Origin of the sequence: Aeromonas sp. MR19, assembly GCF_963899305.1 — a bacterium.
In the GTDB taxonomy this organism is placed as follows: domain Bacteria; phylum Pseudomonadota; class Gammaproteobacteria; order Enterobacterales; family Aeromonadaceae; genus Aeromonas; species Aeromonas bestiarum.
Genome location: NZ_CAWQWZ010000032.1, coordinates 178694 through 204440 on the forward strand (window position 1 = coordinate 178694; position 25747 = coordinate 204440).

At 49.4% G+C, this 25747-nt stretch carries 24 protein-coding genes and 1 pseudogene; 24 read left to right on the top strand and 1 reads right to left on the bottom strand.

Annotated elements, in window-relative coordinates:
* Positions 1-15: 15 nt before the first annotated feature.
* The 12 genes and pseudogenes from lgt (at position 16) to AACQ95_RS15315 (ending at position 15534) form a co-directional block, all read left to right on the top strand.
* Positions 16-843 (top strand): prolipoprotein diacylglyceryl transferase, encoded by an 828-nt coding sequence (lgt, locus tag AACQ95_RS15260; protein WP_043141870.1) that lies wholly within the window; start codon positions 16-18, stop codon positions 841-843.
* Positions 840-1391 (top strand): annotated as a pseudogene (gene thyA / locus AACQ95_RS15265) (thymidylate synthase); the annotation flags it as partial. The gene lgt and the pseudogene thyA, both read left to right, overlap by 4 nt.
* 101 nt (positions 1392-1492) lie before the next feature.
* A complete protein-coding gene (locus tag AACQ95_RS15270) occupies positions 1493-2707 on the top strand; it encodes a tyrosine-type recombinase/integrase (RefSeq protein WP_099368902.1) in 1215 nt (404 codons plus the stop codon).
* Positions 2704-5172, top strand: coding sequence for a site-specific integrase (locus AACQ95_RS15275; protein WP_148611190.1), 2469 nt, complete (start codon positions 2704-2706; stop codon positions 5170-5172). Before AACQ95_RS15270 ends, AACQ95_RS15275 begins: the two co-directional genes overlap by 4 nt.
* Entirely contained in the window at positions 5169-7184 is a 2016-nt protein-coding gene (locus tag AACQ95_RS15280) for a site-specific integrase (protein ID WP_241278946.1), read from the top strand. Before AACQ95_RS15275 ends, AACQ95_RS15280 begins: the two co-directional genes overlap by 4 nt.
* Positions 7181-7663 (top strand): hypothetical protein, encoded by a 483-nt coding sequence (locus tag AACQ95_RS15285; RefSeq protein WP_241278947.1) that lies wholly within the window; start codon positions 7181-7183, stop codon positions 7661-7663. The genes AACQ95_RS15280 and AACQ95_RS15285 overlap by 4 nt, the downstream gene beginning before the upstream one ends.
* Complete coding sequence (locus AACQ95_RS15290; RefSeq protein WP_241278948.1) at positions 7660-8493, top strand: thymidylate synthase; 834 nt, start codon at positions 7660-7662, stop codon at positions 8491-8493. Before AACQ95_RS15285 ends, AACQ95_RS15290 begins: the two co-directional genes overlap by 4 nt.
* 373 nt (positions 8494-8866) lie before the next feature.
* Complete coding sequence (locus AACQ95_RS15295) at positions 8867-9967, top strand: PIN domain-containing protein (RefSeq protein ID WP_041999625.1); 1101 nt, start codon at positions 8867-8869, stop codon at positions 9965-9967.
* A 1-nt stretch (position 9968) separates the two neighbouring features.
* A complete protein-coding gene (locus AACQ95_RS15300) occupies positions 9969-10928 on the top strand; it encodes a bacteriophage abortive infection AbiH family protein (protein ID WP_041999622.1) in 960 nt (319 codons plus the stop codon).
* Between the two features lie 288 nt (positions 10929-11216).
* Positions 11217-13775: a molybdopterin-dependent oxidoreductase gene (locus AACQ95_RS15305; RefSeq protein ID WP_241278949.1), complete on the top strand. Its 2559-nt coding sequence runs from the start codon at positions 11217-11219 to the stop codon at positions 13773-13775.
* Positions 13776-13791: 16 nt separating this feature from the next.
* Positions 13792-14496, top strand: coding sequence for a 4Fe-4S dicluster domain-containing protein (locus AACQ95_RS15310; protein WP_005303823.1), 705 nt, complete (start codon positions 13792-13794; stop codon positions 14494-14496).
* 9 nt (positions 14497-14505) lie between these two features.
* A complete protein-coding gene (locus tag AACQ95_RS15315; RefSeq protein ID WP_087756500.1) occupies positions 14506-15534 on the top strand; it encodes a polysulfide reductase NrfD in 1029 nt (342 codons plus the stop codon).
* A gap of 48 nt (positions 15535-15582) precedes the next feature.
* Here the strand turns inward: AACQ95_RS15315 and AACQ95_RS15320 are convergent, their stop codons facing one another.
* Positions 15583-16659, bottom strand: coding sequence for a permease (locus tag AACQ95_RS15320; RefSeq protein WP_163154522.1), 1077 nt, complete (start codon positions 16657-16659; stop codon positions 15583-15585).
* A gap of 106 nt (positions 16660-16765) precedes the next feature.
* Between AACQ95_RS15320 and AACQ95_RS15325 the strand changes: the two genes are divergently transcribed.
* The 12 genes from AACQ95_RS15325 (at position 16766) to AACQ95_RS15380 (ending at position 25709) form a co-directional block, all read left to right on the top strand.
* Positions 16766-17062, top strand: coding sequence for an ArsR/SmtB family transcription factor (locus tag AACQ95_RS15325; RefSeq protein ID WP_241278950.1), 297 nt, complete (start codon positions 16766-16768; stop codon positions 17060-17062).
* An 85-nt stretch (positions 17063-17147) separates the two neighbouring features.
* Entirely contained in the window at positions 17148-17531 is a 384-nt protein-coding gene (locus AACQ95_RS15330) for an ArsR/SmtB family transcription factor (protein ID WP_241278951.1), read from the top strand.
* A complete protein-coding gene (locus tag AACQ95_RS15335; protein WP_172729658.1) occupies positions 17528-18007 on the top strand; it encodes an arsenate reductase ArsC in 480 nt (159 codons plus the stop codon). Before AACQ95_RS15330 ends, AACQ95_RS15335 begins: the two co-directional genes overlap by 4 nt.
* Positions 18008-18017: 10 nt before the next feature.
* A complete protein-coding gene (arsD, locus tag AACQ95_RS15340; protein WP_241278952.1) occupies positions 18018-18446 on the top strand; it encodes an arsenite efflux transporter metallochaperone ArsD in 429 nt (142 codons plus the stop codon).
* A gap of 68 nt (positions 18447-18514) precedes the next feature.
* Entirely contained in the window at positions 18515-20302 is a 1788-nt protein-coding gene (arsA, locus tag AACQ95_RS15345) for an arsenical pump-driving ATPase (protein ID WP_241278953.1), read from the top strand.
* 1 nt (position 20303) lies between these two features.
* Positions 20304-20804 (top strand): arsenate reductase ArsC, encoded by a 501-nt coding sequence (locus tag AACQ95_RS15350; RefSeq protein WP_043163174.1) that lies wholly within the window; start codon positions 20304-20306, stop codon positions 20802-20804.
* A 33-nt stretch (positions 20805-20837) separates the two neighbouring features.
* Entirely contained in the window at positions 20838-21335 is a 498-nt protein-coding gene (locus tag AACQ95_RS15355; RefSeq protein WP_241278954.1) for a phosphatase domain-containing protein, read from the top strand.
* A gap of 10 nt (positions 21336-21345) precedes the next feature.
* Positions 21346-22362 (top strand): ArsJ-associated glyceraldehyde-3-phosphate dehydrogenase, encoded by a 1017-nt coding sequence (locus AACQ95_RS15360; protein WP_241278955.1) that lies wholly within the window; start codon positions 21346-21348, stop codon positions 22360-22362.
* A 7-nt stretch (positions 22363-22369) separates the two neighbouring features.
* The gene (gene arsJ, locus AACQ95_RS15365; protein WP_241278956.1) at positions 22370-23602 is read left to right on the top strand and encodes an organoarsenical effux MFS transporter ArsJ; all 1233 of its coding nucleotides are present in this window, start codon (positions 22370-22372) and stop codon (positions 23600-23602) included.
* Between the two features lie 41 nt (positions 23603-23643).
* Positions 23644-24705, top strand: a complete 1062-nt coding sequence (gene arsB, locus AACQ95_RS15370) for an ACR3 family arsenite efflux transporter (RefSeq protein WP_017788462.1) — start codon at positions 23644-23646, stop codon at positions 24703-24705.
* 33 nt (positions 24706-24738) lie between these two features.
* The gene (gene arsC, locus AACQ95_RS15375; RefSeq protein ID WP_241278957.1) at positions 24739-25164 is read left to right on the top strand and encodes a glutaredoxin-dependent arsenate reductase; all 426 of its coding nucleotides are present in this window, start codon (positions 24739-24741) and stop codon (positions 25162-25164) included.
* 29 nt (positions 25165-25193) lie between these two features.
* Entirely contained in the window at positions 25194-25709 is a 516-nt protein-coding gene (locus AACQ95_RS15380; protein WP_241278958.1) for a sigma-70 family RNA polymerase sigma factor, read from the top strand.
* Positions 25710-25747 lie beyond the last annotated feature (38 nt).

Below are 25747 nucleotides of genomic sequence, written 5' to 3' on the forward strand. Positions count from 1 at the left end.
TGACTGGGGCCGCATATGCAGCACGATGGATATTGGGTTTTCTCGCAGGTTGATCCTGTAGCATTCAGTTTGGGGCCACTATCGGTACGCTGGTACGGTCTCATGTATCTGTTTGGTTTCGCCTTCGCCATGTGGCTGGCGGGGCGTCGCGCCGATACACCGAACAGCGGCTGGACCCGCAACGAGGTCTCCGATCTGCTGTTTTACGGCTTCCTCGGGGTGATCCTGGGTGGTCGGGTCGGTTACGTGCTGTTCTACAACTTCGACATGTTCCTGGCCGATCCCCTCTACCTGTTCAAGATCTGGACCGGCGGCATGTCGTTCCACGGTGGCCTGATCGGCGTCATCACCGCCATGATCTGGTTCGCTCACAAGACCAAGCGCCACTTCTTCACCGTGGCCGACTTCGTGGCACCGCTGATCCCGTTTGGCCTCGGCGTGGGTCGCATCGGCAACTTCCTGAACGGCGAGCTGTGGGGCCGGGTCACCGATGTGCCCTGGGCCATCATATTCCCCGAGGCTGGCCCTGAGCCGCGTCACCCTTCCCAGCTCTATCAGTTCGCGCTGGAAGGTGTGGTGCTGTTCATCATCCTCAATCTGTTCTGGCGCAAGAACCCGCCCCGTGGCGCCATCTCAGGCATGTTCCTGTTGTTCTACGGTCTGTTCCGCTTCCTGGTGGAGTTTGTGCGCCAGCCGGACAGCCAGCTGGGTCTCTACTTCCAGGAGATCAGCATGGGCCAGATCCTCTCCATGCCGATGATCATCGTCGGTGCCATCATGATCTGGGTCGCCTACAAGCGTCCTCAGCTGTTCGGCAACGCCGCAAAGGAGGCAAAGCAATGAGAGCCTATCTTGACCTGATGCAGAAGATCCTGGATGAGGGCACGGTCAAATCCGACCGCACCGGCACAGGTACCGTCTCCCTGTTCGGCCACCAGATGCGCTTCAACTTGGCGGACGGCTTTCCGCTGGTCACCACCAAGAAGTGCCACCTGCGCTCCATCATTCATGAGCTGCTGTGGTTCCTCAACGGCGATACCAACACCGCCTATCTGAAAGAGCACGGCGTCAGCATCTGGGATGAGTGGGCCGACGAGCACGGCGATCTGGGGCCTGTCTATGGCGCCCAGTGGCGCTCCTGGCCGGCGGCCGATGGCACCGTCATCGATCAGATCCAGCGGGCTGTGGATGACATCAAGCACAATCCGGATTCTCGCCGCATCATAGTTTCCGCCTGGAACGTGGGCGAACTGGACAAGATGGCGCTGGCTCCCTGCCACGCCTTCTTCCAGTTCTATGTGGCGGACGGCAAGCTTTCCTGCCAGCTCTACCAGCGCAGCTGTGATGTGTTCCTTTTAGACAACACAGCAAATTCTGCACAATACGAACTAGCAGCATAGTAAAGAGTCAATACAAAGACATTTTATTGTCAACATTTGCTGTTTGCACAATGCAGGTCTAGACTGCTCCTAGCGATGTTAGGAGCAGAGTCATGCATGTGGTCATACAGAAGAATGAACCGATAGTTAGCTCTCAGATCGACTCAATAGAGATTGAGGCTGGTCAGAAGGCTGATGGCGTTTTGTTCTTGGATAAGCAGTTCAAAGTGGTTGAGTATCCAAGTGAGTGGTTGTCTCACGAAGCCAATCACCGCCGCATCTCCGAGCAAACCGTTGTTACGTACTCCCGTAACATGAGGTACTTTCTTGAGTACATTGATGACCGCATGAGTGATGAGTGGTCGTTAGATGAAAAGTTACTCAATGTTCATCTCTCATTACTTGAAAGCTGGGTTCGTTACCAAATTGATGATCTTAAATTGGAGGCATCGACAGTAACCAATCGAGAGATGACGATTAGGGCGTTTTATGACTACTTCACAGACAAGACGCGTCATAAGAATCCTATAGAAAACAACCCCTTCCCCAGTGACCCCATCACTAGCAAGCCCAACAACAAGCAAGTCCAGGCCGTATCTGTACGTGATGTACAGAACCTCATGTTCTGTACGCCATACGAGCGTGAACGCACCCTCCTGCAATTCCTTCTGGATTCTGGTGTCCGGATCAGTGAACTCCCTCGCGTGACGTATGGCGATGTACAAGAGGCCCAGAACTTTGTGAGTGGCTCTTACATCACTGACGGCATTGACAAACCTGCTGTAGAAGCAGGCTATGCAGCATTACTCATACATGGCTCGAAGGGTCGGCAGGACTCTGTTAAGGAGCGTCACACAGTCATCACCAAACCAACACTTGATCGCCTGAAAGCCTATCACTCAAGCCCCTTATACAAGCGATACCAGCGTCTATACGCAGATCAAAACACTGCTCCAATTTTCTTTAACACGGAAGGCCGCCCATTTACTAAGGCGTCCATCGCCGCTCTCATTACTCGCATATCTAAACGTGCAGAAAAAAATGGAACATTATCCAAAAAGGCCCATGCGCATCTTTTCCGTCATAGCTTTGCCTATCTGACTCTACAGGATACTGGTCGTGGTCATGACTTCTTAGATCGCCTTGTATTCGTCCAGAAATCTCTAGGTCATACATCTATTAAAACCACAGAGCGTTATACCAATATTCCACATGATATTTATGACTCTATTGTTAACAAGGATGGGGAAATACAATCTCGCATTGAAAAAATGCAGTTGCTTGTGGATATGACAAAATTAAAAATAAAACTGGCAGATAAGAAATGAATTCATCAGTTGAGACGAATGTAAAAAAAAGGATGAGCTTAGACGAGCAAGTCGCACATTTACAACCTGTGGTATTAAGAGCTACGTCAGATATTGATTATCTTTTGAGTATCTCCTTTGTTAATAAAGGAAGCATTCTTAACCTATCAGATACTGTGCTATCTAAGTTAACAGGAATCCATTCAACAAATATCCGGAAATTGGATTCCTTGGGTTATTTTAAACCTATATATGAAGAGTATGAAAAGCTTGGCGTGATTAAAGATGGTTTTAGTGGGCTGGCTTGTAATTTCTTAATACGATTAGAACAAGCAAGGCGATACATATCATCGAATATTGATGTGATACAGCAAGTCCCTATAATTAATGGCAGGATATCAGTTTCTGCATTCGAACGTTCTAGTCTAGCCAGACAGTTTAGAATAAATGGTTCAAAAGCATTAGCAGTAAAGCTTAATATGCATCCTGAAATAGCAAATGCATATAGTGATTTTTTAGATTGGATTCTTGAAAAAATGAGCGTTGAGGGCTTTTTTGATAAAGAATCATTCGTCTCATATACAGATAAAGCCAAGCAAAGGAAAAAGGTTGTTAAGGATGAAAGTGCTTGGGCTATATTCAATGTTGCTAGAAAATATGAAGGATTTACAGAGAGTATCTATTCCTTAAGTCACATAGCGAACACGAACCCGCTGATGGCTCTTTTTGCTTTGGCATCTAAACGAGTAACGGCAAAGTCATCCATAAATAATTATTTGGCAACTTATTCTAGTTTTGTTAAGTATCTGGAAGCGAATAATATAAATCATGCATCATCACTGGCTGAATGCGTCAATGATTATATATCATTACGTTATAAATCGTATATTGAAGATATTTTACTTGGAAAGACGCTATCTCCTGCACAAGCAAACACATACATCAGCTGTTTAAACTTGACTTTGCAGCGGCTCGTAGCCTTTGAAGAGTTTAAAGGGCGGTCTTTTATATATGCATCTGGCTTTGATATTGGCTCATCTTCAAATAAAGCAATGGCTTATACGCCATATACTCCAGAAGAACGTAATTTAATCCAAGTGAAATTAGATAGACAGATTGTAGAGTTAAAAAACTCTTGGCTTACACCGTATGTGAAATCATTCAAGTGTCATGATTTTATCAATGCTAGCGGAAAAAGGAGTATTATTGTCAGTGCTAATATTACTTTAGAATCATTAAAAAGTTGGTTCGATCATGAGTGTGACTCAATACCATTTTATTTTGATGGCTATAAGGATGCACATGGTGATGATCCAAGAAGTATTTTTAAACGAGCTCTTACTTGCCTAAAGAATCGTAATATATTTGATGGAAACATTAGTGAATTATGGGATCTATGGAATGTGCCTGGGCGTATAGTAACTGCGAAGGCACTTATCCCTCTCTATCTTAAGCTGATTCAAGTGACAGGTATGAACCCATCATCAATTATAGACCTCGAAATTGATGATTTTGTGGTTTCACATGATGCAACAAACCGTCCGTGTCTTAGATATTGGAAAGAACGTAGTACGGGAGCGAAAGAATATCACCTTGATATATTCAATTGTGATATTACTTGGTTGTCCATGGGGCAAGCTAAAGTTGTTGAAGATATTTTTGAGACGATTATAGCAATAACTAAACACGTTAGAGTTAATGCTGGCGATGACGTTAAGAACAAGCTTTTTATTTGTAACAGTACAGCTAGAAATAAATCCAATGATGCTGAGTGGCATGCTCCTATAGTTCCAACAATGGGGCAAATGTGGAATTGTTTAAAGGATTTTTCCAATGATTTGATAAATGAAAATGGAGAGGAGGTAGAGGTCATCGCTACTCGCTTTCGTTCCTCATTTATTTCTGAGCTGATTGATAATGGTGTGCCGCTTCGTGAAATACAAATGATTATGGGTCATGCTAATATTGGTGTTACTCTCGCTTATTTAGACAGAATGGATTTTAATAAGCAGTCTCGGAGTAAAATTTATGCGGCACTTACCAAAATATATGAAAACAGCTACGAATTAAAAAATAGACCTAATGGTGATGATGTTAGCGTAAAAAATTTACAAGAAGTGATTTACAAAACCCCATTAGGTGGGTGCAAGAATATTTTTGATCCGCCTGATTTCATTAAGTCCCTAAATAGCTACAAGAGTGGAAGTGCTTGTGCGAACTTCAACAAGTGCTTATCTTGTAATAATGTAATTATTACAAGATCTCATCTTCCTGATTTATTTGCATTGTATCGAGATTATACTCAGGTTGCCCGTAATACAAGGTTGATGCTGACACCTCATGGAAAAGTTATTCAGGATAATATAGATATCCTTGAATCTATATTAGGTGAGCGATCTGAATTTTCAGCTAAAGAATTAGAGGTTGCTAAACGGCTATCATTAAATATTGAATCTACAATCTTGATTGATGGTGTATCTCTATGAATATTGAGCATGTTGATAATGTTTTTTTTAAAAGTAACTTGCAGCAGCTACTTGCTAAAATATACACAGACAATAAAAATGAAGCCAGTAAAAATGACGATATAAACATTCTCAACTTACTGGCTTTTCCTGTGACCTCAAAATCCCTATTCAGAGATGACGTTTGGGACTACACAGAAGATGTTGAAATAGCCAAAACAATGGGGAGAAATAGGCTAATAATCGACTTTTCAGCATATGAGAACATTCCAAAATCCATAGTGGCAGAGCTCAAGATTGCTATAGTATATATTGGTATTATCCCTAAACGGTCTCAAAATAGACGCGGTAAAAGTGGGCGAACACTCTCCACGCAATCGATAACACCAATGGTAAAGTCATGGTTAGATTTTATGGATTACTTTTATAATAAAGCAGGTGAGGAATATGGTAATGCATTCTGTAGAGAGAAGTATAGCTCTTTAATTGATATTACCTACCAAGACTATAAAATGTTCAGTGTTGGCTATCAAAAAGCAGAGTCAACGGTCAGTCACATTGAGCTGGTTTTTGAGTGGTTTTCACTCGACCGAATTGTAAATACTCTTTACTTTCACCCCCCATTCTTACCTAAAATAGAACATCTATCCATTACACAAATTGAGAAAAAAGAAGATGATAGGGAAAAGATAATCCCTGACGAAATCTTTGATAAAGTTGTGACAATATCAAGCTGCCTCATCAGCGATTTCCTCCATAAGATGGGGTTGCCAATAAAAGATAAAACTGCTGAAAAAAAGCTTGAATTATTTCGAAATGACTTGCCACCATCAGTAATGGATATAAGTGATTCAGATGTCGAGTATTATATTGGTGTGCGTCTTTACAAAAAAAATCCAGACATAGCTCTTGTTAGAAGCAGGCTCAATACGGAGCTGGTTGGTGATGTCAGGGCCGCAGATCTTCAGCGTCCAGAGCGGGGCACAGAAGACATATTTAATTACACTAAGCTTGTACATGATGCAGCAATTTACATTATTGCCCAGTTCACTGGTATGCGTCCAAGTGAATTCACAGAAATTCGTGTAGATAAACCACTTACAAGTTCATTTGATATTCCATGCATTTGCTCTACTGTTCATAAACATCGTTCAACTTCACGAAGGCTGTTTGATGACCTTTGGGTTGCAATTCCTGCTGTAGAAGATGCAATGGCAACTCTAGTTATATTGACTAGAATTAGAAATAACCCGTTTGTTTTTAGTAAAAGTGAAACGCTAAAATTTAGTCAGGAACCCAAAACACTCAAGAACGGTGTGTGCATCGTAATTAAGAATTATTTTTCTGAAATTCTAACTAGCGATGAACTAAATTCCATTGATTTCTTCCCATATATGATGCGCCACACTTTGGCATATCAAATGTACAAAGTGGAACTAGGACTCCCATTTATTTCGCATCAACTGAAGCATTTCGGAAATCTTGTTCAGTCAGTCGGTGCCGCCTCTAATAAGGGCTTTTCTAGTGACACAATGTGTTATGGTGATATCGGAGATATGTTATCTGGTATTAAAGCAGAAAAAAACAACCTTCGGCACCAGGCAGAAGTGCATCTCGTAAAAGAAATGTACGACCCCAATGGTACGTTTGCGGGTGTGAATGCAGAGGCTCATAAGAAACGACTAAAGAAGCTTTTTGAAGGCTATCAAGCTGCTGGCTATTCAAATGATGAGGTCTTTGAGGCGATGGCCCAACAGGGAATGGCAGTTATAAATGTAGGCACTGGTATGTGCTATGGAGGTCGTGTAGAAGAGTTTGATCAAAGCCTCCCATGCATTGGTAGCCTGCGCTGTAACCCTAATCGATGTCATCAAGCTGTGATTACAAAAGCACATATCCCCAAGTGGCGTGAGGTTTATGAGCAGAATATGAAAGTAGTCAATCTTGGAGAGTCAGAGACTAATTATCGCCAGGCTGTAGAAGCTGCTAATGAAGCTAAAGGTGTTCTGGAATATCTCGGGGTGTTTAAATGACCGCCTATGATGAGAGGAATAATAAAGAGTTCAATGATGTAACTGAGAGCATCAATGAAGCGCTAATCAAGATGCAGAACGACCGCTCTATAAAATGTTCAATATCATCCCTTGCAATCCTTGCATCAGTTCACAGAAACACCATCCGTAATCGGGTCTGGCCTCTTGAGCGAGTGGCTGCAATCAAAGCTGCTAGGAAGGCTGAGCTTGAGGAAAAAAGAAACAATATCATAGAGGTTGACCCAACGGTTGAACTCAAGGAAAATATTAGCAAGTGTTTAAAAGAAATTCAGTATTGGTATGGTAAATCTAACGATTTCAAGTCGTTATATGAGTCTATGACTGTTCAGTTTGTTACCATGTCGAAATCAAGGGATTTCTATATGAATCAAGCTGATAAATTGCAAGTCGAGCTAGAAAAAGCCAATGCTGAAATTGCAAGAATTACAGACTTATTAAATATGGTGAATGAGAAATGAAAGCATATTTGGAGCTTTTGCAAGATATTATGGATAGCGGGACGGTTAAAGGTGACCGGACTGGTACAGGTGTAAAATCGGTATTTGGGCGTCAAATTCGGCATAACCTTGCTGATGGTTTCCCTCTGCTGACAACCAAAAAGCTCCATTTTAAGAGCATTGCCAATGAGTTAATTTGGTTCTTAAGTGGCGACACCAATACTCGTTGGCTAAAAGAGAATGGCGTAAAAATTTGGGATGAATGGGCAACAGAAACTGGTGATCTGGGGCCAATTTATGGAAATCAATGGACTGCTTGGCCGACTAAAGATGGTGGTGTAATTAACCAAATCGATTATGTCGTTAATGCCCTCAAAAACAATCCTAATAGCAGGCGGATCCTATTCCATGGCTGGAATGTTGAGTATCTGCCAGACGAGTCAGTAAGCCCGCAAGATAACGTTCGTAATGGTAAAATGGCTTTACCTCCTTGCCACCTGCTATATCAATTCTATGTAGCCGATGGAAAATTGTCTGCACAATTATTTTTACGCAGTAGCGATATATTTTTGGGGTATGCCTACAACCAAAGCTCCCTCGCATTATTAACACATATGCTGGCACAGCAGTGTGATCTTACACCACATGAAATAATTATCTCTTTCGGTGATGTTCATGCTTACTCGAATCATTTTGAGCAGATTAAAGAACAGCTGTCTCGTGAGCCGAGAGGGTTGCCGGAGCTGAAAATTCTGCGTAAACCCGATTCAATATACGACTATAAGTTTGAGGACTTTGAGATTGTTGGGTATGACCCGCATCCTCATATTAAGGCTCCTGTAGCAATATAACAGGGCTTCTATACCAATATTAATTAAAGGACAGCCTGCAATATACGGGCTGTTTTTTATGCTTTTCAGTAGAGCGCCAAGTAACGATGAGTAAGTTTATATGTACAGAGCTAGTTATCACTAGACACCGGCCTCAAACCGGTGTCTTGTTGTTTAGATTACTTTTGTGCGCCCTTCCTTTGGTATCAAGTTGAAGCCGTTTGCAACATCGGAAATAACCATAATAATTTAAAGTAATTCCTCATCACACCTTGCTAATTTGTTACTTGTCCAAAATTTGGCAATGAATTAATATGCATTTGGTTTTTAGTAAATTGATTGTTTTGTTAATTTATTTTTTGGCAATTTACAGCATGTATTCAAGGTATTGACTATGGAATTACAGACAAGGCTAGCTTTTATAGATACAAGTGCTTTTGAAAAGAAAAACTATCAATTTGGGCAATATGCCCTTGGTCGTCTTCAAGAACTAATTGAGGATGAGAAAATTCACTTGCTCATTACTGATGTGACAAGGAAAGAGATCGACTCTCATCTTAAACGAAAATCTGAAGAAGCAGCTTCTATGATAAGTAAGATGCAAAGAGATGGGATGTTCCTAAGAAACACTCCCAACCTTGACTGTCATGGAATCTTTACCAAGGTTAAAGGCGAGGATATTTATACTGTTGTCAGTAAGAAATTTGATGATTTTGTTGAAAGTGGCTACGTTGAAACAATAAATGTAAGCATTGTTAACCCTCAACTTGTATTTGATGCTTACTTCAACAACCGCCCACCTTTTGGTAAAGAGTCAAAAAAACACGAGTTTCCTGATGCATTTGCGCTAGAGGCTATTAAACAGGTGAGCTTGGCTAGAGGGAATGCAGTCTATATCGTTAGTGACGACGGCGATATGAAATCCTTCTGTGAGAAAGAGGATAACTTCATTCATCTTGAAAAAGTAGATGACCTAATTGACTTAATTGTTCGAAGCGACAAAGCGTACAAAGAGCCAGCCGAATTTGCTGACGAAGTTTTCGAACAACTCCTAGAAAAAATCAAAGCGGATGCCCTGCAAGCTATAAAAGATGGCGAGTTCAACTATGAACATGCAGACCCTTTCGATGATATTATTAATTCTATAGAAATCAACTCACTGAATGTTGAAAAGAAAAACTTGCAGAATGTCGATGCCGAGCGTGCTGAATACGAAGTAGAGTTTGAGGTGGTTGTTACGGCAGAGTACCAATTTTCAGATTATGACCGTTCGCCTTGGGATCCTGAAGACAAGAAATATGTATTAATCTTGAGTAATGAGTCAATCGTAAAACACAAAGAAACATATACTGCTCACCTAACACTTGCCTATCCAGATGGATTGAAAGCCAACGCGCACATTGAAGAGCTTTACTTCCAAGACACATATTTTGAGCTGACTGATGGTGACTCGAAAGTCATTAGCTTCAAAGAACTAGATATTAATGGTGAATAACATGAAGCTATATGTAATAGGTAATGGATTTGATGTTCATCATGGCCTTGATACTAGGTATACATCTTTTGGACTTTATCTCAAAAAAAACTACAGGGAAACTTATGAACTACTTCTCGACTATTACGGGTTTGCTGACTTAGACCCAGATTATCCAACAATAATGTCAGACCCTTTATGGTCTGAATTTGAAACAAGTATGTCACTACTTGATAAAGATTCTGTTTTGGAAGCAAACATGGATGCAATGCCAAACTATTCCTCAGATGACTTTAGAGACCGAGACAGATACACACTTTTAATTGAAATGGAGAGAATACTTGGCCTTCTAACCACTGAATTGTATAAAGCATTCAAAGAGTTCATTTTGGCTGTGCAGTTTCCTATGTTTGATAATGGCCGTTCAGTAAATATTGATAGGGACGCTGTCTACCTCACATTCAACTACACAGATACACTTTCTCAATACTACGCTGTCCCCGATGAGAACATATTATTTATTCACGGAAAAGCCAATACACATGTTGATGAGTTATTTCTCGGTCATGGTGTTAACCCTGATAATTTCAAAGAGAAACCTGCTGAACCACCATCAGGATTGAGTGATGAAGACTTAGAACGTTGGATGGATTATCAATCTGATCAATATGACTACTCATTCGATCTTGGTAAAAATGCTATTAATCAGTATTTCTCAGCCACTTTCAAGGGCACAGGTCAGGTCATAAAAAACAATGAAGACTTCTTTGCAAAACTCGGCAACATTGATGAAGTATATGTTCTCGGTCACTCATTAGCTGACGTAGATTTACCTTACTTCAAGAAGTTGGTTCAATCAGTCAGACCTGATGCTAAATGGGTTGTGACTTTTTATGATCCTGATGATGAGAAAAAACACGGTGACACTCTAAAAGGATTTGGGATAGCTAACGTTGTAGTTGTCAGAATGGAACAGATATAAGAAAAAAACCTGTAAAATTATTAACGATTGCGGTGAATTCCATCACCATACAGAGATCGTTGACATAAAGTCAGCCATATAACTAGAAATGGTTCTTATTTACTTACTTTTGTGATCCCAGTGCCTTTTCGTTAGTGTTGAAGGTGATGTAGATCACAGCCCTAACTGGATTTATTTGATACGCAGCAAGAATTAAACAACGAATAAAGGATTGTTAACATTGCTTGATATTGGTCAAATGCGTATTTCTTGAATGCCTGCAAAGCTAATCATCTAGGGACACAATGGATGGTTGATGCTATGTCGGCTCACAAACATGAATTTTTAATTTCCAGACGGGGCTTTTTGCTCGGCGCTAGCGCTTTAGCTGCTTCGTCAATTTTCACTCCCAATGCCATTACCATGGCGATGGCCAAGGCTGGCATGGTGTATCGACCCGGTGAGGGGGAATGGCTGCCGTCAACCTGTAATGGCTGCACCTCATTTTGTGCCAAGCAGGTTTATATGCTCGATGGCAGAGCACTGCATATCAGGGGCAACGAGCACTCCAAGGTGCATGGTAAATCCAGCTGCCCAAGACAATACCTCGCCCTGCAAGAACTCTATGATGCCGACAGGCTCAAGACTCCGCTACTACGTACTAACCCCCAGAAAGGTCGGGGCATAGACCCTGGCTTCAAGCCCATCTCTTGGCCAGAGGCGATCAACCTCATCGCTGACAAGTTGATGGAGTTAAGGGCCAATGATGAAACCCATCGCTATGTTGCATTGCGGGGCCGATACTCGGAATTGAGCGATGTCTTGATCAAGAACTTTACCGCAGTGCTGGGATCACCCAACGCGATCACCCATAGCTCCCTCTGCGCAGAAGCCGACAAGTTCTCCAGTTTCTTTACCGAAGGGGACTGGGGATATCGCCAATACGACATCCAAGACACCCGCTATATCCTTTCCTTCGGTGTCGATCCGCTCAGCGCCAATCGTCAGGTCTCATACTACAGCTCTGCCTGGGGAGACATGTTGGACAAGGCTCAGGTTGCCATTGTAGACCCTCGCTATTCATCCTCTGCTGCCAAAGCGGATGAGTGGCTGCCCGTTATTCCAGGACAAGATGGCGCCCTTGCATTGGCACTGGCCCATGTGATCTTGACCGAAGGCCTCTGGCATAAGCCATTCGTCGGTGACTTCACTGACCCTGAGCAGCGCTTTGTCACCGGGCAGCCGGTGAGCGCAGAGCTCTTCGCCGAGCGTCATACCCATGGTCTGGTGCAATGGTGGAATCTGGAACTTAAAGATCGGACTCCCGAGTGGGCTGCCCCCATATGCGGTATCCCCGTTGAGAAGATTCGGCGGTTGGCGCACAAGCTTGGGGATGCGGCTCCCAGAGTCCAGATTTGGCGCTCCAGAGGCATCCAGATGCAACAACGCGGTGCTTACATTGGGCTTGCCTGCCACGCATTGAATGGCTTGCTCGGCGCCGTTGATAGCAAAGGCGGAGTCCTGCAATACAACAAGACCTTCCTGACTGATTTTGCGTCTGGCAAAGAGTATGCGGATGAGATCGCCAAGCATGGCCTCAAGAAGGAGAAGATCGACAGAGTGGGTCGCTTGGAATGGCCCGCATTGAAAAAAGGGGAGAGTGGTGCCGGTGTCATGACCAACGTGGTGGCAGACAGCATTCTAGAAGAAGACCCCTACCTTCCCAAGGTATTACTGGGCTATTTCAATAACTTTGCCTTCTCGGCCCCCGGTGCCGGTCGTTGGGAAAAGGCGCTGGCGAAAGTCCCCTTTGTGGCTCACGTTTCGACCCACGTCAGCGAATTCAGCTGGTTCTCCGACCTGCTGTTACCCGCTCCCCATTTCATGTTTGAACGATGGGGCATTCAGAGCACCTCGGGTAACCGCCACTCTCAGGTTTCAATCACAACACCGCTAGTTACTTCGCTCGGCAATGACATTGGGGATGAGACTGGCCTCCCCTGGCTGTTAGCAGAGGCTCTGGCCAAGCGTGGCTATGATGCCCCGCTGCGCTATTTCCAAGAGCAATTCAAAGACCCTGAAACCGGAAAGAGCCCCGCCAATCACGCAGAGCTGGGGTTGTTTGCCACCAAGTTGATGACGCAACCGCTGTGGGATCCTGCGCAATATACCAATGGTGATCGCTTTGACGGCTGGGAGCACTTCAAGAAGATCGGTGTCTGGAACTCATCGCCATACTCTTTCGAGTCTCGCTGGGGCAAGATGAAAACAGCAACTCACAAGTTCGAGTTCTACAGCGAAACCCTAAAAGTCGCACTGGAAGCTCATGCCAGTAAGCATGGCAAGTCGGTCAATGACGTGATGAATGCGTGTCACTACACCGCCGAAGGTGAACTTGCCTATGTTCCCCACTACGAGCCGCCATTCCGATTCGGCGATGTCGAGACCTATCCCATGTTGTTTGTCGATCACAAGTCGCGCCTGAACCGGGAAGGCCGTTCGGCAAATACCACCTGGTATCAGCGCAACCGGGATTTGGATCCAGGGGAGAAGAAAAATAAAGACGTAGTGAAGATCAACCCGCTTGATGCCAAGTCATTGGGGCTGAGCGAGGGAGATCTCGTCAAACTCACCACCGTACAGGGCAGCATTACCTGTGAAGCGACATTGTTTGAGGGTGTCCGGCCAGGCACGGTTGCCAAGGCCTTTGGTCAAGGGCACTGGGCCTATGGACGAACTGCCGCATTGGAATTTGGCAAGCTGCCACGAGGTGGCAATAACAACGACATCCTACCGCCAGCTCACGAGCATTTGTCGGGGTCTGCTGCATACTACGGGGCGATTGGTGTCCGGGTTGAGAAGGTGTAGGTAAGGAGACAAGTCAATGCGTTATGGAATGGTAATTGACCAACAGAAATGTGTTGGTTGCAGTGGCTGTGTCTTCGCTTGCAAAGCGGAAAACAACACCACACCCGATATTAACTGGTGCGACAAGATCATCAAGTCCGAAGGGGTCTTCCCTGATGTGAGATTTGAGTACATCTCCACCATGTGCAACCACTGTGACAATGCGCCCTGCGTCAACGGCTGCCCTACCAAAGCCATGCATAAGGGCGAAGGGGGACTGACACTCCACGACCCCGACAAGTGTATTGGCTGCAAGGCCTGTATGGTGAATTGCCCATACGGTGTCATCAGCTTCAACTGGAACAAGCCCCACGAAGAGTGGCAGCGGCTAGATGGGGTGTTGCCTGCTGGCACCTACACCCCCAAGACCATGCTGGAAGCATCTGGAGGTGAGGGATGCCCCAACAGTAACCCCGAGCGTGGCAACACCTATCCAGTATTGCGGCATCGCGGCAAGGTGGAGAAATGCACCTTCTGTGACCACCGTTTGAAAGTGGGGCTCAATCCTGCTTGTGTCGATGCCTGTCCGTCACATGCTCGGGTTGTGGGCGATTTGGATGACCCTAACAGTGAGGTATCTGTCCTGATCCGCCAATTTGATGGCAAACCGTTGAGAGCTGAGTTAGGCACTCAGGCCAAGGTTTTCTATATCAGACAATACACACCAACCCGCCGGGTATAGGGAGGCGCTATGACTAATACATCCAGGATGACCCTGTTACTGGCGGTGGCTGGCTGTCTTTTCGGTGGTTTTTTCGCTATTGAAGAGTGGTTTTTCCACTCTTCATTCAAAACCAACGACAGCATGATCTGGACGCTGCCGCTGATCACCTACATTTTTCTGGCATTGATGAGCACGGGGGCATCCATCTTGCTCGCGTTGGCTGAGATATTGGATGATGACTGGCTGAAACAGAACAAGAGGCAGTTGCTGCTCACCGCCATAGCACTGTTGCTGGGAGCCTTCACCGCACTGGCGACGGAGATGGGGTCACCCTTTAGCATTATCTGGTTGGTCTTGTCCCCGAACGTGATGTCCCCGATCTGGTGGATGGGAACACTCTATTCCATTGAGCTGGTGTTGTTGTTGCTCAAGTTCTTGGCTGAATGGAAGGGGATACACCTTGCAAAAGGTAGTGTGCTGGCTTGGAGCACCTTGATCATTGCTTGTCTGGCCTCCCTCACATTGGGATCGGTATTTGGTACTGTCGTTGCTAGAGCGGCTTTTTCAGGGGCACAGTCAGCGCTGTTTACCCTTGTCTGCGCCATGGTCAGTGGGGTCTCCATTATCGGCTTGCTGCAAGTAACCCGCGCATTCAATCCACGCTTATGGGGTATTTGGCGGCTAGCAGTGATAGCCCAGATTATCCTGCTCTCTGTACTCTGGGTTTACAGCATCAGAAACAGCGGAGTGGGAAACGGTATGTGGGTACAGGGCTGGCTGCCACTCGGTTTTATCATTGCCTTGGCGCTGTCATTCATGAATGTGAAAGTGGCCATGCTGGTGACCTTGCTCTGGTCTTTCCTGGCTGAGGTTGCCTTTGTGACCAGCGGACAGTTGGTGTCTCTTGGGCCAAAATCGACCTGGTTTGGTGCTGTACAACACTATGTTCCTAACCTGGCCGAGATCGGTATTCTGGTCTTGGGGATTTCAATGGCTGCGTTGTTGTTCCAGCTGATGGGGTTGTTCATCAACACCCGCTCATCAATAGCCAAGTAATTTTCCCGTGTAAAAAAGGGCCTTCTGTTTCAGAGGGCCCTTTGTCATTTATGCAAACAGCAGTTGGGTCAGGTAGCCCATCATGACGGCCATCCCCAGTATTACGGTCAGGAACGCCACAATCATAGGTGTTCTGAACATCGACTTGAGCAGGATCACCTCGGTCAGGCTGGCCCCCGCACTACCGATAATCAGTGCCATCACCGCCCCCATACCCATTCCTTTGCCCAGCAATACCGATGCCAGAGGGATAACGGCTTCTGCCCGGATATAGAGTGGAATACCCACAACTGCGCTGAATGGGATCGCCAGCGGGTTGTCTACCCCGGCGTGGGCCGCTATCCACTCGGCGGGGATGAAACCATAGATAAATGACCCTATCAGCACCCCCAGCAACAAGTAAGGCAGCACTTCTTTGAATTGTTGCCAGGCATCGATACGCGCTTTGGCGAAGGCAGTGGGAATGACTGGGGCCTGGGTCAGTGCCGCAGTGCCATCTGCGCAGCAAGAGACAGTTGGCGCGGCCTCATCGGGTTGCGCAGTACAGCAAGATGCCTGAGCTTTTAGCGGTTTGACGGACTTGATAGCATTGCTTGAGCAGCAGGCTGTTGCACTCACACTTGCAGGTTCTTGTGTAGTGGTGCCACAACCGGTGCCACAGCTGCTTTGCTTGGCCTCTTTGGGGTCAATGACATGACGCTCAAACCCCAGCATGTCCAGCAACATACTCGCCAGTACAGAAACTCCCGCTGCAATCACGGCATACAACATCGTCACCTTCCAGCCGAAGGTGGCCCACATCAGGCCGACGATGATCGGGTTGAGCAGCGGCGAGACAAACAGGAAAGTCAGGGTTGGCCCAAAACCAGCTTTGGCAGACAAGAGTCCGCGCAGCATGGGGATGGTTGAGCAACTGCAAAATGGGGTCAATGCCCCCAGTACGGCAGAAATCAAATAGCCTCTGCCTTTTCGTGCTCCCAGCATGGCTTGGATTTTGGCATCGGGGATCTTCTGGCGGATCAAGCTGACCCCAGCACTGATCACCAGAAACAGCACAGAAAGCTCGAAAGCCAGGAACAAAAACATCTGAGATGCATCTGTCAACATGGTTAACCAGTCATTCATCTTCATGTCCTCTTTGGTTTACTATATTTCTAAAATAATGGAATCATTGAGGTGGTCAAGATATTTCTGGTATTATCGAAATATGTTCCATCAAGGAGAGTGAGCTATGCAATTGGAAGAAGTTGCCAAGGCATTGAAAGAGCTGGGTCACCCGACTCGTTTGTTCATTTTCAAGCATTTGGTCAAAGCGGGAGAGCAAGGCCTTCCTGTTGGGGATTTGCAAAAACAGCTCGCCATTCCCGCATCGACCCTGAGCCACCACATTGCCGCGCTGGTCTCGGTTGGCTTGGTCACGCAGAACCGGGAGAGCCGTACCCTGCTGTGCGTCTCTCAATACGAAGTGCTGGAAGAGATCATCGCGTTTTTCCGCGAAGAGTGTTGTGTAAACAGTAACTGTACCTAAATAAATCAATAACAAGGTTTGGGTGGGTTGATCATTTCAACTATCCTTGTATAGTTGTACTCATGAAGTGAATGAAGAGGTTCAAATGAACAAAGATACAGCCACTAAAGTCTTCGAGTCTCTCGCATCCGGGATCCGCCTCGATGTATGGCGTCTGCTGGTCAAGGCAGGACTGGAGGGAATGGTTGCTGGCCAGCTTGCCAGTGAACTGGATATCGCCCCGAACACTCTTTCATTCCATCTGAAAGCCATGCTGTATGCAGGCCTTGTCTCGGTGGAGCAAGAGGGGCGTTTTTTGCGTTACCGCGCCAATATTCCCCTGATGCTGAACTTGATCGGTTACCTCACCGAAGAGTGCTGCTATGGCAATCCAGAGCAGTGCTCGGATATGCGCAGCGCGGCCAATTGTACCCCTGAGGTGCTCCCCCCCGTTCATACCTGCACCAACAAGGAAAGTTGCTCATCATGAATATCTTGTTCCTATGCACAGGCAACTCTTGCCGTTCCATTCTGGCAGAGGCGACCTTTAACCACCTGGCTCCAGCCGGTTGGCATGCCATGAGTGCCGGTAGTCAGCCAACCGGTGAGGTGCATCCCCGTTCACTGGCGTTATTGACCCGCGAAGGTATCGACATCAGCGGATTGCACAGCAAATCCTGGCATGAGCTGCCGGTGACGCCCGATGTTGTGATCAGTGTGTGTGGTAACGCGGCCAATGAAACCTGTCCTGTCTATTTGGGGCCTGTGTTGCGAGCCCACTGGGGCGTAGATGATCCCGCCCATGTGACCGGCAGCGAGGAGCAGATAGCGCTCGCCTTCCACTGTGCATACTCGACGCTGAGAAAGCGTATCGAAGCCCTCTTGTCGCAGGATGTATCCCGTTTTTCCAATGATCGCGAGGGGCTAAAAGCAGCTCTGGATGCGATTGCCACCGAGATTAAGTGAGGAAGAAATCATGAGACTGATACAGGTATTCGACCCGGCCCTGTGCTGCTCCAGCGGTGTATGTGGCGCAGATGTTGACCAAAATCTGGTGATCTTTGCTGGTGATGCCGAGTGGCTCAAGCAACAGGGCGGCTCTCTATACCGATTCAACCTGGCACAACAGCCCCTGGTCTTCGCTGAAACCCCGGCAGTAGCTTCCTTCCTGGAACTGACTGGGGAAGAAGGATTACCGGTGACGCTGGTTGATGGTCAGGTGGTACTCACCGGTCGCTATCCCAGCCGCGCTGAACTGATCCGCTATGCAGGACTGGAGTTGCCGAAAGCACCAGAAAGCGATGGTGCCGAAGTTGAACAGCCAGAAGCTGAGTCCAATAAAGCCGGTGCCATCAAAGGGATCGTCAAGAGTGGATGCTGCTCCGGTAGCAGTGGTTGCTGCTAAGCACCATCGTGTGGTTGGAAAGATCTCTGTTTGCTTTATTGCCTCGTTCTTCCTGATAGGAGTCTCTCATGTCCCCGTTTCTGAACTACTCGTTTCTCAATGATGCGCCCCCATTTCTCTTCTTCACCGGTAAAGGTGGAGTGGGTAAAACATCGCTGGCCTGTGCCAGTGCGGTTGCCTTGTGTGACAGTGGCAAACGGGTACTGCTGGTCAGCACAGATCCGGCTTCAAACGTAGGCCAAGTGTTCGACACCCAGATAGGGAACCAGATCACCAGGATCCCGCAAGTCGATGGGTTATCAGCACTGGAGATTGACCCGCAAGCCGCCGCGCAAGCCTATCGCAAACGTATCGTTGGCCCAGTGCGCGGCAAGCTGCCCGAAAGCGTGGTACGCAGTATTGAAGAACAGCTCTCCGGTGCCTGCACCACAGAGATCGCCGCCTTTGACGAGTTCACTGCGCTCTTGACCGACAGCAGCCTGGTGGGGGAATACGACCACATCGTGTTCGATACGGCACCGACCGGTCACACCATCCGTCTGTTGCAATTGCCGGGGGCATGGAGCGAGTTTCTGGAGCAGGGCAAAGGCGATGCTTCCTGTCTGGGGCCATTGGCTGGACTGGAAAAGCAGCGCAGCCAATATGCTGAGGCCGTTGCAGCACTCTCTGATGCCGGGAAAACACGGCTGATCCTGGTCGCCCGTGCGCAAGCCTCGACCCTGCGGGAAGTGGCACGTACCCATGACGAACTGGCGACCATCGGTCTTGCCAATCAGCAACTGGTTATCAATGGCATCTTCCCGCAAAGCGAGCTGGTTGATGATCCCTTGGCAACAGCCGTATGGCAACGTGAGCAGCGGGCTATGGCTGATATGCCAGCGCTGCTGGCAAGTTTGCCACAAGACAGAGTGCCGCTGTTAGCGACCAATCTGGTGGGCGTGGACAGCCTGCGCCAGTTACTGGGTGCAGCATCGGTCACTGGGACTGATGAGGTTGAGAGCGCAACCACTGAACCACACCCCGGATTGAAACAACTGGTCGATGAGCTGGCCAGCGATGGCCACGGGCTCATCATGCTGATGGGCAAGGGCGGTGTGGGTAAAACTACCCTGGCTGCGGCAGTGGCGGTGGAGCTTGCTAGTCGAGGCCTGCCGGTTCACCTGACCACCTCAGATCCCGCCGCCCATTTGGGGGAGACACTGGCAGGGGCACTGCCCAGCCTGGAGGTCAGCCGTATCGATCCCCACGCCGAGACCGAGCGTTACCGTGCTCAGGTGCTGGCTACCAAGGGGGCGAGTCTGGATGCCCAGGGCCGCGCCCTGCTGGAGGAAGATTTACGCTCCCCCTGTACCGAAGAGATCGCCGTGTTTCAGGCCTTCTCAAGGATCATTCGCGAGGCGGGCAAGCGCTTCGTGGTGATGGATACGGCGCCCACTGGTCATACCCTGCTGCTGCTCGATGCGACTGGTGCCTATCACCGAGAGATCGCCCGTCAGATGGGTGGCAAAGGGCTGCACTTCACCACCCCCATGATGCAGCTGCAAGACCCGAAACAGACCAAGGTAATGATCGTCACCCTGCCCGAGCCCACTCCGGTACAGGAGGCGGCCAACCTGCAAGCCGACCTGCGCCGCGCCGGTATCGAGCCCTGGGCCTGGGTAGTCAATCACATGTTGGCCCCGGCCAGCGTCACCTCACCGCTGCTGGCCCAGCGAGCGTATCGCCAGCAGCCCCATATCGAAGCGGTCAAGCAGGAGCATGCCAAGCGTTATGCCGTGGTGCCCTTGCAAGCTGTCGAACCGGTGGGCGTGAAAGCGCTGCAAGATTTATGTCACCCCATCTACAAGGAGATGTGAGATGCAACGTCCGTTCAATGTGCTCTTCCTTTGCACCGGCAATTCGGCCCGCAGCATCATGGCGGAGGCGCTACTCAACCGGCTCGGTCAGGGCAACTTCAAGGCGTTTAGTGCTGGCGTCTCCCCGAAAGGGGAGATACACCCACTGACCCTTGAATTGCTGGCGCAACACAATCTGGACACCAGCACCCTGCGCAGTAAAGGCTGGGAAGAATTTGCCCACCCAGATGCCCCCAAGATGGATTTTATCCTGACGGTATGTGACCAGGCGGCAGGCGAGCAGTGCCCGGCATGGCCGGGGCAGCCCATCACCGGCCATTGGGGCTTTAGTGACCCGGCTGCCGTGACAGAGAGTGATGCGGCGCAATGGGCGGCGTTCAACAAGGCTTATCACGAAATCGGCAACCGGCTGCGGATCTTTCTGAGCCTGCCACTGAACAAACTGGATCGCATCTCGCTGCAACAAGCGATGCGTACCATCAACCTATCTTCACCCACCTAACGTTCTCAATGAGACATGGAGTCGCTGTTTATCATGCACCCGTTTGACATCCTGAACCTGGATAATGGCGCCCGCCTTATCTTCACCCCCTGCCCTGGCACCAAGGAGGCTTCCTTGCAAGCCTCCCTCAAGACCCTGCAAGCCGCAGGGGCAGATGCGGTGGTCACCATGATGCCCGATGCCGAGCTTAGCGAATTCAAGGCCGATAGCTTGCCCGCAGAGTGCGCCGCGTTGGGGCTGGCCTGGTTCCAGCTGCCGGTAGAGGACGATTGTGCCCCCGAAGCGCCCTTTGCCGCTGCCTTTGCCAACCACAAGGCAGATCTGCTGGCGCGTCTGGCGGCGGGTCAGACCCTGGCCATTCATTGCCGTGGCGGCTCGGGTCGTACCGGACTGATGGCAGCCATCTTGCTCCTGGAGGCGGGCTACGCCCCCACACAGGTCAAGTCGCTTGTGCAAGGGCTGCGCCCCAAGGCGCTGACCCTAGCGCCCCACGTTGACTACCTCAATACCCACTACTCATTCGCCGGTTAAGGAAGACAGCATGACTATCAAAGTTGGTATCAACGGTTTTGGCCGCATGGGCCGTCTCTCATTTCGCGCCGCCTTCGACTGGGCGGATGTGGAGTTTGTGCGCATCAATGACCCGGCTGGCGATGCCGCCTCTCTGGCACACCTCATCACCTTCGATTCAGTCCATGGCCGCTGGCATCATGAAGCCAGCGCCGAGGGAGACGAGATGGTGATCGGTAACCATCGCATCCTCTGCACTCGCAACAAAGAGATCGGTCAGACAGACTGGTCTGGTTGTGATGTGGTGATCGAGGCCTCTGGCAAGATGAAAACCAAGGCCCTGCTGGGTGCCTATCTGACGCAAGGGGTGAAGCGTGTTGTGGTGACCGCTCCGGTCAAGGAAGAAGGTGTCCTGAACGTCGTGATGGGGGTCAACCACCACCTCTACGACAAGGCGCAGCACCCTATCGTGACGGCGGCCTCCTGTACCACCAACTGTCTGGCGCCAGTGGTGAAGGTGATCCACGAACAACTGGGCATCAAGCACGGTTCCATGACCACCATTCATGACATCACCAACACCCAGACCATTCTGGATGCCCCCCATGCTGACCTGCGCCGTGCCCGCGCCTGCGGCCTGAGCCTGATCCCCACCACCACGGGTTCTGCCACCGCCATCACCCATATCTTCCCCGAGCTCAAGGGCAAGCTGAACGGTCATGCGGTGCGGGTGCCGCTCGCCAACGCCTCCCTCACCGACTGCGTGTTCGAGGTGAACCGCCCTACTACCGAAGCCGAAGTCAATGACTTGCTCAAGGCTGCCGCTATGAGTGAGCTCAAGGGGATCATGGGCTATGAAGAGCGCCCCTTGGTGTCGGTGGATTACAAGACGGATCCGCGCTCCTGCACCATAGATGCACTCTCCACCATAGTGGTCAACGACACCCAGGTGAAGATTTACGCTTGGTATGACAACGAGTGGGGCTATGCCAACCGCACCGCCGAGCTGATGCGCATGGTCGGTCAAATGGACAAGGCGCAAGGATAACCCCGCCATGGAACTGACCCGCCTCTCCCCCGAGATCCGCCAGTATCTACTGGTAACCGGTAACTACTGGGCTTTTACCCTGACCGATGGCGCGTTGCGCATGTTGGTGGTGCTCTACTTCCATGGGCTCGGTTACAGCCCGCTGGCCATCGCCTCCCTGTTTCTCTTCTACGAGATCTTCGGGGTGGTGACCAATCTGGTGGGGGGCTGGCTCGGGGCTCGCCTTGGGCTCAACCGCACCATGAACATAGGGCTGGCCCTCCAGGTGCTGGCATTGGGCATGCTGCTGGTGCCGCCGCTCTGGCTGACGGTGCCCTGGGTGATGGGGGCGCAGGCGCTTTCGGGGATAGCCAAAGACCTCAACAAGATGAGCGCCAAAAGCTCCATCAAGTTGCTGGTGCCGGGAGAGGCGCAGGGTCAGCTCTACAAGTGGGTGGCACTCCTCACCGGCTCGAAGAATGCCCTGAAAGGGATGGGCTTTTTCCTCGGTGGCGCCCTGTTGACCCTGCTCGGGTTTCAGGGGGCCGTGCTGGTTATGGCCCTGGCGTTGGCGCTGGTGTGGTGCGTCAGCATGCTGACCCTGAAACGGGATCTCGGCAAAGCCAAGAACAAGCCCAAGTTCAGCGAAATCTTCTCCAAGAGCCGCGCCATCAATTACCTGTCGGCGGCCCGTCTGTTCCTGTTTGGTGCCCGTGATGTCTGGTTTGTGGTGGCGTTGCCTGTCTACCTCGCCTCCAGCTTTGGCTGGGATCACTGGTATGTGGGGGGCTTCCTAGCGCTCTGGATCATTGCTTATGGCGTGGTTCAGACCCAGGCGCCCCGCTTTACCGGCAAGCGAGAGGGTCGTGTACCCGATGGCAAGGCTGCGATGCGCTGGGCGCTAGTGTTGGCACTGACCCCGGCCCTGATTGCCCTTGCACTCCACTATGAGGTGCATCCGGCCATCAGCCTGGTGGGCGGTCTGATGGTGTTTGGCGCCCTGTTTGCCATCAACTCTTCTCTGCACAGCTACCTCATCGTCAGTTATGCAGGAGCTGATGGCGTGTCGCTCGATGTGGGCTTTTACTACATGGCCAATGCCTTGGGCCGCCTGCTCGGCACCCTGCTCTCCGGGCTGGTTTTCCAGCTCTATGGTCTGGAGGCCTGCCTCTGGATCTCCACCCTCTTTATTCTGTTGGCGGCGTTGATCTCTGTCGGTTTGCCACGCCATCAGTTGAATGTTGGTAACGAGGGTCGCTGATCCTCGTCTTTTTGATGGGTCTGTGACCCTTTGGAGTTTTTATGTCAGCACAATGCAATGCAGCCGAAGCGCCTGCTATCGGTTTTTTTGAACGTTATCTGACCGCATGGGTGGCAATCTGCATTCTGGTCGGGATTACCTTGGGGCAGGTATTCCCTAGCATTTTTAAAGCGATTGGAGCAATGGAGATTGCTCAGGTCAACTTGCCGGTTGGTCTGCTGATCTGGGTCATGATCATCCCCATGCTGCTCAAAATCGACTTCTCAGCGCTACATCAAGTGAAGGGGCATGTAAAAGGGATTGGTGTGACCCTGTTTATAAACTGGTTGGTCAAGCCCTTCTCCATGGCCTTCCTTGGGTGGTTGTTCATTCGTGTGTTGTTCGCCGACATGCTTCCTAGCGATCAGCTTGATAGCTATATCGCCGGACTCATTTTGCTTGCTGCCGCACCTTGTACCGCCATGGTGTTTGTCTGGAGCAGACTGACGAATGGAGACCCCTACTTCACGCTGTCTCAGGTGGCCTTAAACGACCTCATCATGGTGTTTGCGTTTGCCCCCGTAGTCGGTCTCTTGCTGGGTGTTTCCAGTATTACCGTACCGTGGGACACCCTGCTTATCTCTGTGGTGCTCTACATCGTTATTCCGGTCATCATTGCTCAGCTCATCCGCAAAGCCTTGTTGCGCCACGGTCAAGCCAGTTTTGATGAGGCAATGCACAAGATCCAGCCTTGGTCTGTTGCGGCGCTGCTGCTGACACTGGTACTGCTGTTTGCCTTCCAGGGCAATGCCATCATTGAGCAACCCTTGGTGATTGCCCTGCTGGCCGTGCCCATCCTGATCCAGGTTATCTTCAATTCTAGCCTGGCCTACTGGCTCAACAAAAAAGTGGGAGAAAAGCATTCGGTGGCCTGTCCGTCAGCCCTTATCGGTGCATCCAACTTCTTTGAACTCGCCGTTGCAGCCGCCATCAGCTTGTTCGGTTTCCATTCCGGTGCTGCACTGGCAACCGTGGTCGGGGTATTGATCGAGGTGCCTATCATGCTGCTGGTCGTGAAAGTCGTGAACGCCACCAAGCCATGGTACGAAGGTAAATCCGCGTAATCCTTGGACTACATAGGCAATAAAGGTAACGATATGACCGTAATAACCATTTACCACAACCCGGCCTGTGGCACTTCCCGCAATACGCTGGAGCTTATCCGTAACTCAGGCGTTGAGCCTACCGTTATCCACTATCTGGAGACACCGCCGAGCCGCGAAACTCTCGTTGCCTTGATTGAGGCTATGGCGATGCCGGTACGTGACTTGCTGCGTAAAAACGTGCCGCCTTTTGAGGATCTTGGGCTGGCCGAGGATAGATTCAGCGATGATGAGTTGATTGACGCCATGCTGGCTCATCCCATCCTGATCAACCGTCCCATCGTGGTAACCCCGCTTGGCACCAAGCTGTGCCGTCCGTCAGAAGTGGTGTTGGATATTCTGCCGGATCCTCAGCAAGGCGCCTTCACCAAGGAAGATGGGGAACATGTGGTGGATGCACAAGGAAAACGCATCAAGTGACCGAATCCACGGGGGCGCCACCTTGCTTGATGACTGCATGGCAGCAGCATGAACATGAGGTCTATGGGTGGCTAATCAAGCAGTCTGGCAACCCGATGGATGCAGATGATCTGCTACAAGAGACCTTCTTACGGGCGATCCGTCAGCAGGGTAAGTTCTGTGCCATTGAGAATACCAGGGCTTGGCTGTTTGAAGTCGCCAGACATCTGGTGATTGATAAAAGCCGCAGGCAACGCCCGTTGCTGCCACTATCTGACGAGTTGGCCATGCAGCAGGGTGAGCTCGATGCGGTCGACTCCTTGGCGGGCTGTTTGCCCAGAGTGCTGGAGAAGCTAGCTCAAGCTGACCGGGATATTCTCAGACACTGTGATTTGGATGGCATGAAGCAGGCGGATTATGCCGCCCAATACGGTCTGACCCTCACCGCCACCAAGTCGCGTTTATTGCGAGCTAGGCAACGCTTGCGTCAGCAGCTCTCTCTGGACTGTCAGGTCAGGCTGGATGAGACGGGTCGGGTGTGTTGCTTCACCCCGGCTGCAAAGTAAGCTATGACCCATACTCAGCAAAAAGGCCAAGGTTTTCA

What these genes read in the sequence shown, in the direction of transcription:
- lgt (WP_043141870.1), top strand. Translation starts at nt 16, where the DNA reads ATGCAGCACGATGGATATTGGGTTTTCTCGCAGGTTGATCCTGTAGCA.
- AACQ95_RS15270 (WP_099368902.1), top strand. Translation starts at nt 1,493, where the DNA reads ATGCATGTGGTCATACAGAAGAATGAACCGATAGTTAGCTCTCAGATC.
- AACQ95_RS15275 (WP_148611190.1), top strand. Translation starts at nt 2,704, where the DNA reads ATGAATTCATCAGTTGAGACGAATGTAAAAAAAAGGATGAGCTTAGAC.
- AACQ95_RS15280 (WP_241278946.1), top strand. Translation starts at nt 5,169, where the DNA reads ATGAATATTGAGCATGTTGATAATGTTTTTTTTAAAAGTAACTTGCAG.
- AACQ95_RS15285 (WP_241278947.1), top strand. Translation starts at nt 7,181, where the DNA reads ATGACCGCCTATGATGAGAGGAATAATAAAGAGTTCAATGATGTAACT.
- AACQ95_RS15290 (WP_241278948.1), top strand. Translation starts at nt 7,660, where the DNA reads ATGAAAGCATATTTGGAGCTTTTGCAAGATATTATGGATAGCGGGACG.
- AACQ95_RS15295 (WP_041999625.1), top strand. Translation starts at nt 8,867, where the DNA reads ATGGAATTACAGACAAGGCTAGCTTTTATAGATACAAGTGCTTTTGAA.
- AACQ95_RS15300 (WP_041999622.1), top strand. Translation starts at nt 9,969, where the DNA reads ATGAAGCTATATGTAATAGGTAATGGATTTGATGTTCATCATGGCCTT.
- AACQ95_RS15305 (WP_241278949.1), top strand. Translation starts at nt 11,217, where the DNA reads ATGGTTGATGCTATGTCGGCTCACAAACATGAATTTTTAATTTCCAGA.
- AACQ95_RS15310 (WP_005303823.1), top strand. Translation starts at nt 13,792, where the DNA reads ATGCGTTATGGAATGGTAATTGACCAACAGAAATGTGTTGGTTGCAGT.
- AACQ95_RS15315 (WP_087756500.1), top strand. Translation starts at nt 14,506, where the DNA reads ATGACTAATACATCCAGGATGACCCTGTTACTGGCGGTGGCTGGCTGT.
- AACQ95_RS15320 (WP_163154522.1), bottom strand. Translation starts at nt 16,659, where the DNA reads ATGAATGACTGGTTAACCATGTTGACAGATGCATCTCAGATGTTTTTG.
- AACQ95_RS15325 (WP_241278950.1), top strand. Translation starts at nt 16,766, where the DNA reads ATGCAATTGGAAGAAGTTGCCAAGGCATTGAAAGAGCTGGGTCACCCG.
- AACQ95_RS15330 (WP_241278951.1), top strand. Translation starts at nt 17,148, where the DNA reads ATGAACAAAGATACAGCCACTAAAGTCTTCGAGTCTCTCGCATCCGGG.
- AACQ95_RS15335 (WP_172729658.1), top strand. Translation starts at nt 17,528, where the DNA reads ATGAATATCTTGTTCCTATGCACAGGCAACTCTTGCCGTTCCATTCTG.
- arsD (WP_241278952.1), top strand. Translation starts at nt 18,018, where the DNA reads ATGAGACTGATACAGGTATTCGACCCGGCCCTGTGCTGCTCCAGCGGT.
- arsA (WP_241278953.1), top strand. Translation starts at nt 18,515, where the DNA reads ATGTCCCCGTTTCTGAACTACTCGTTTCTCAATGATGCGCCCCCATTT.
- AACQ95_RS15350 (WP_043163174.1), top strand. Translation starts at nt 20,304, where the DNA reads ATGCAACGTCCGTTCAATGTGCTCTTCCTTTGCACCGGCAATTCGGCC.
- AACQ95_RS15355 (WP_241278954.1), top strand. Translation starts at nt 20,838, where the DNA reads ATGCACCCGTTTGACATCCTGAACCTGGATAATGGCGCCCGCCTTATC.
- AACQ95_RS15360 (WP_241278955.1), top strand. Translation starts at nt 21,346, where the DNA reads ATGACTATCAAAGTTGGTATCAACGGTTTTGGCCGCATGGGCCGTCTC.
- arsJ (WP_241278956.1), top strand. Translation starts at nt 22,370, where the DNA reads ATGGAACTGACCCGCCTCTCCCCCGAGATCCGCCAGTATCTACTGGTA.
- arsB (WP_017788462.1), top strand. Translation starts at nt 23,644, where the DNA reads ATGTCAGCACAATGCAATGCAGCCGAAGCGCCTGCTATCGGTTTTTTT.
- arsC (WP_241278957.1), top strand. Translation starts at nt 24,739, where the DNA reads ATGACCGTAATAACCATTTACCACAACCCGGCCTGTGGCACTTCCCGC.
- AACQ95_RS15380 (WP_241278958.1), top strand. Translation starts at nt 25,194, where the DNA reads ATGACTGCATGGCAGCAGCATGAACATGAGGTCTATGGGTGGCTAATC.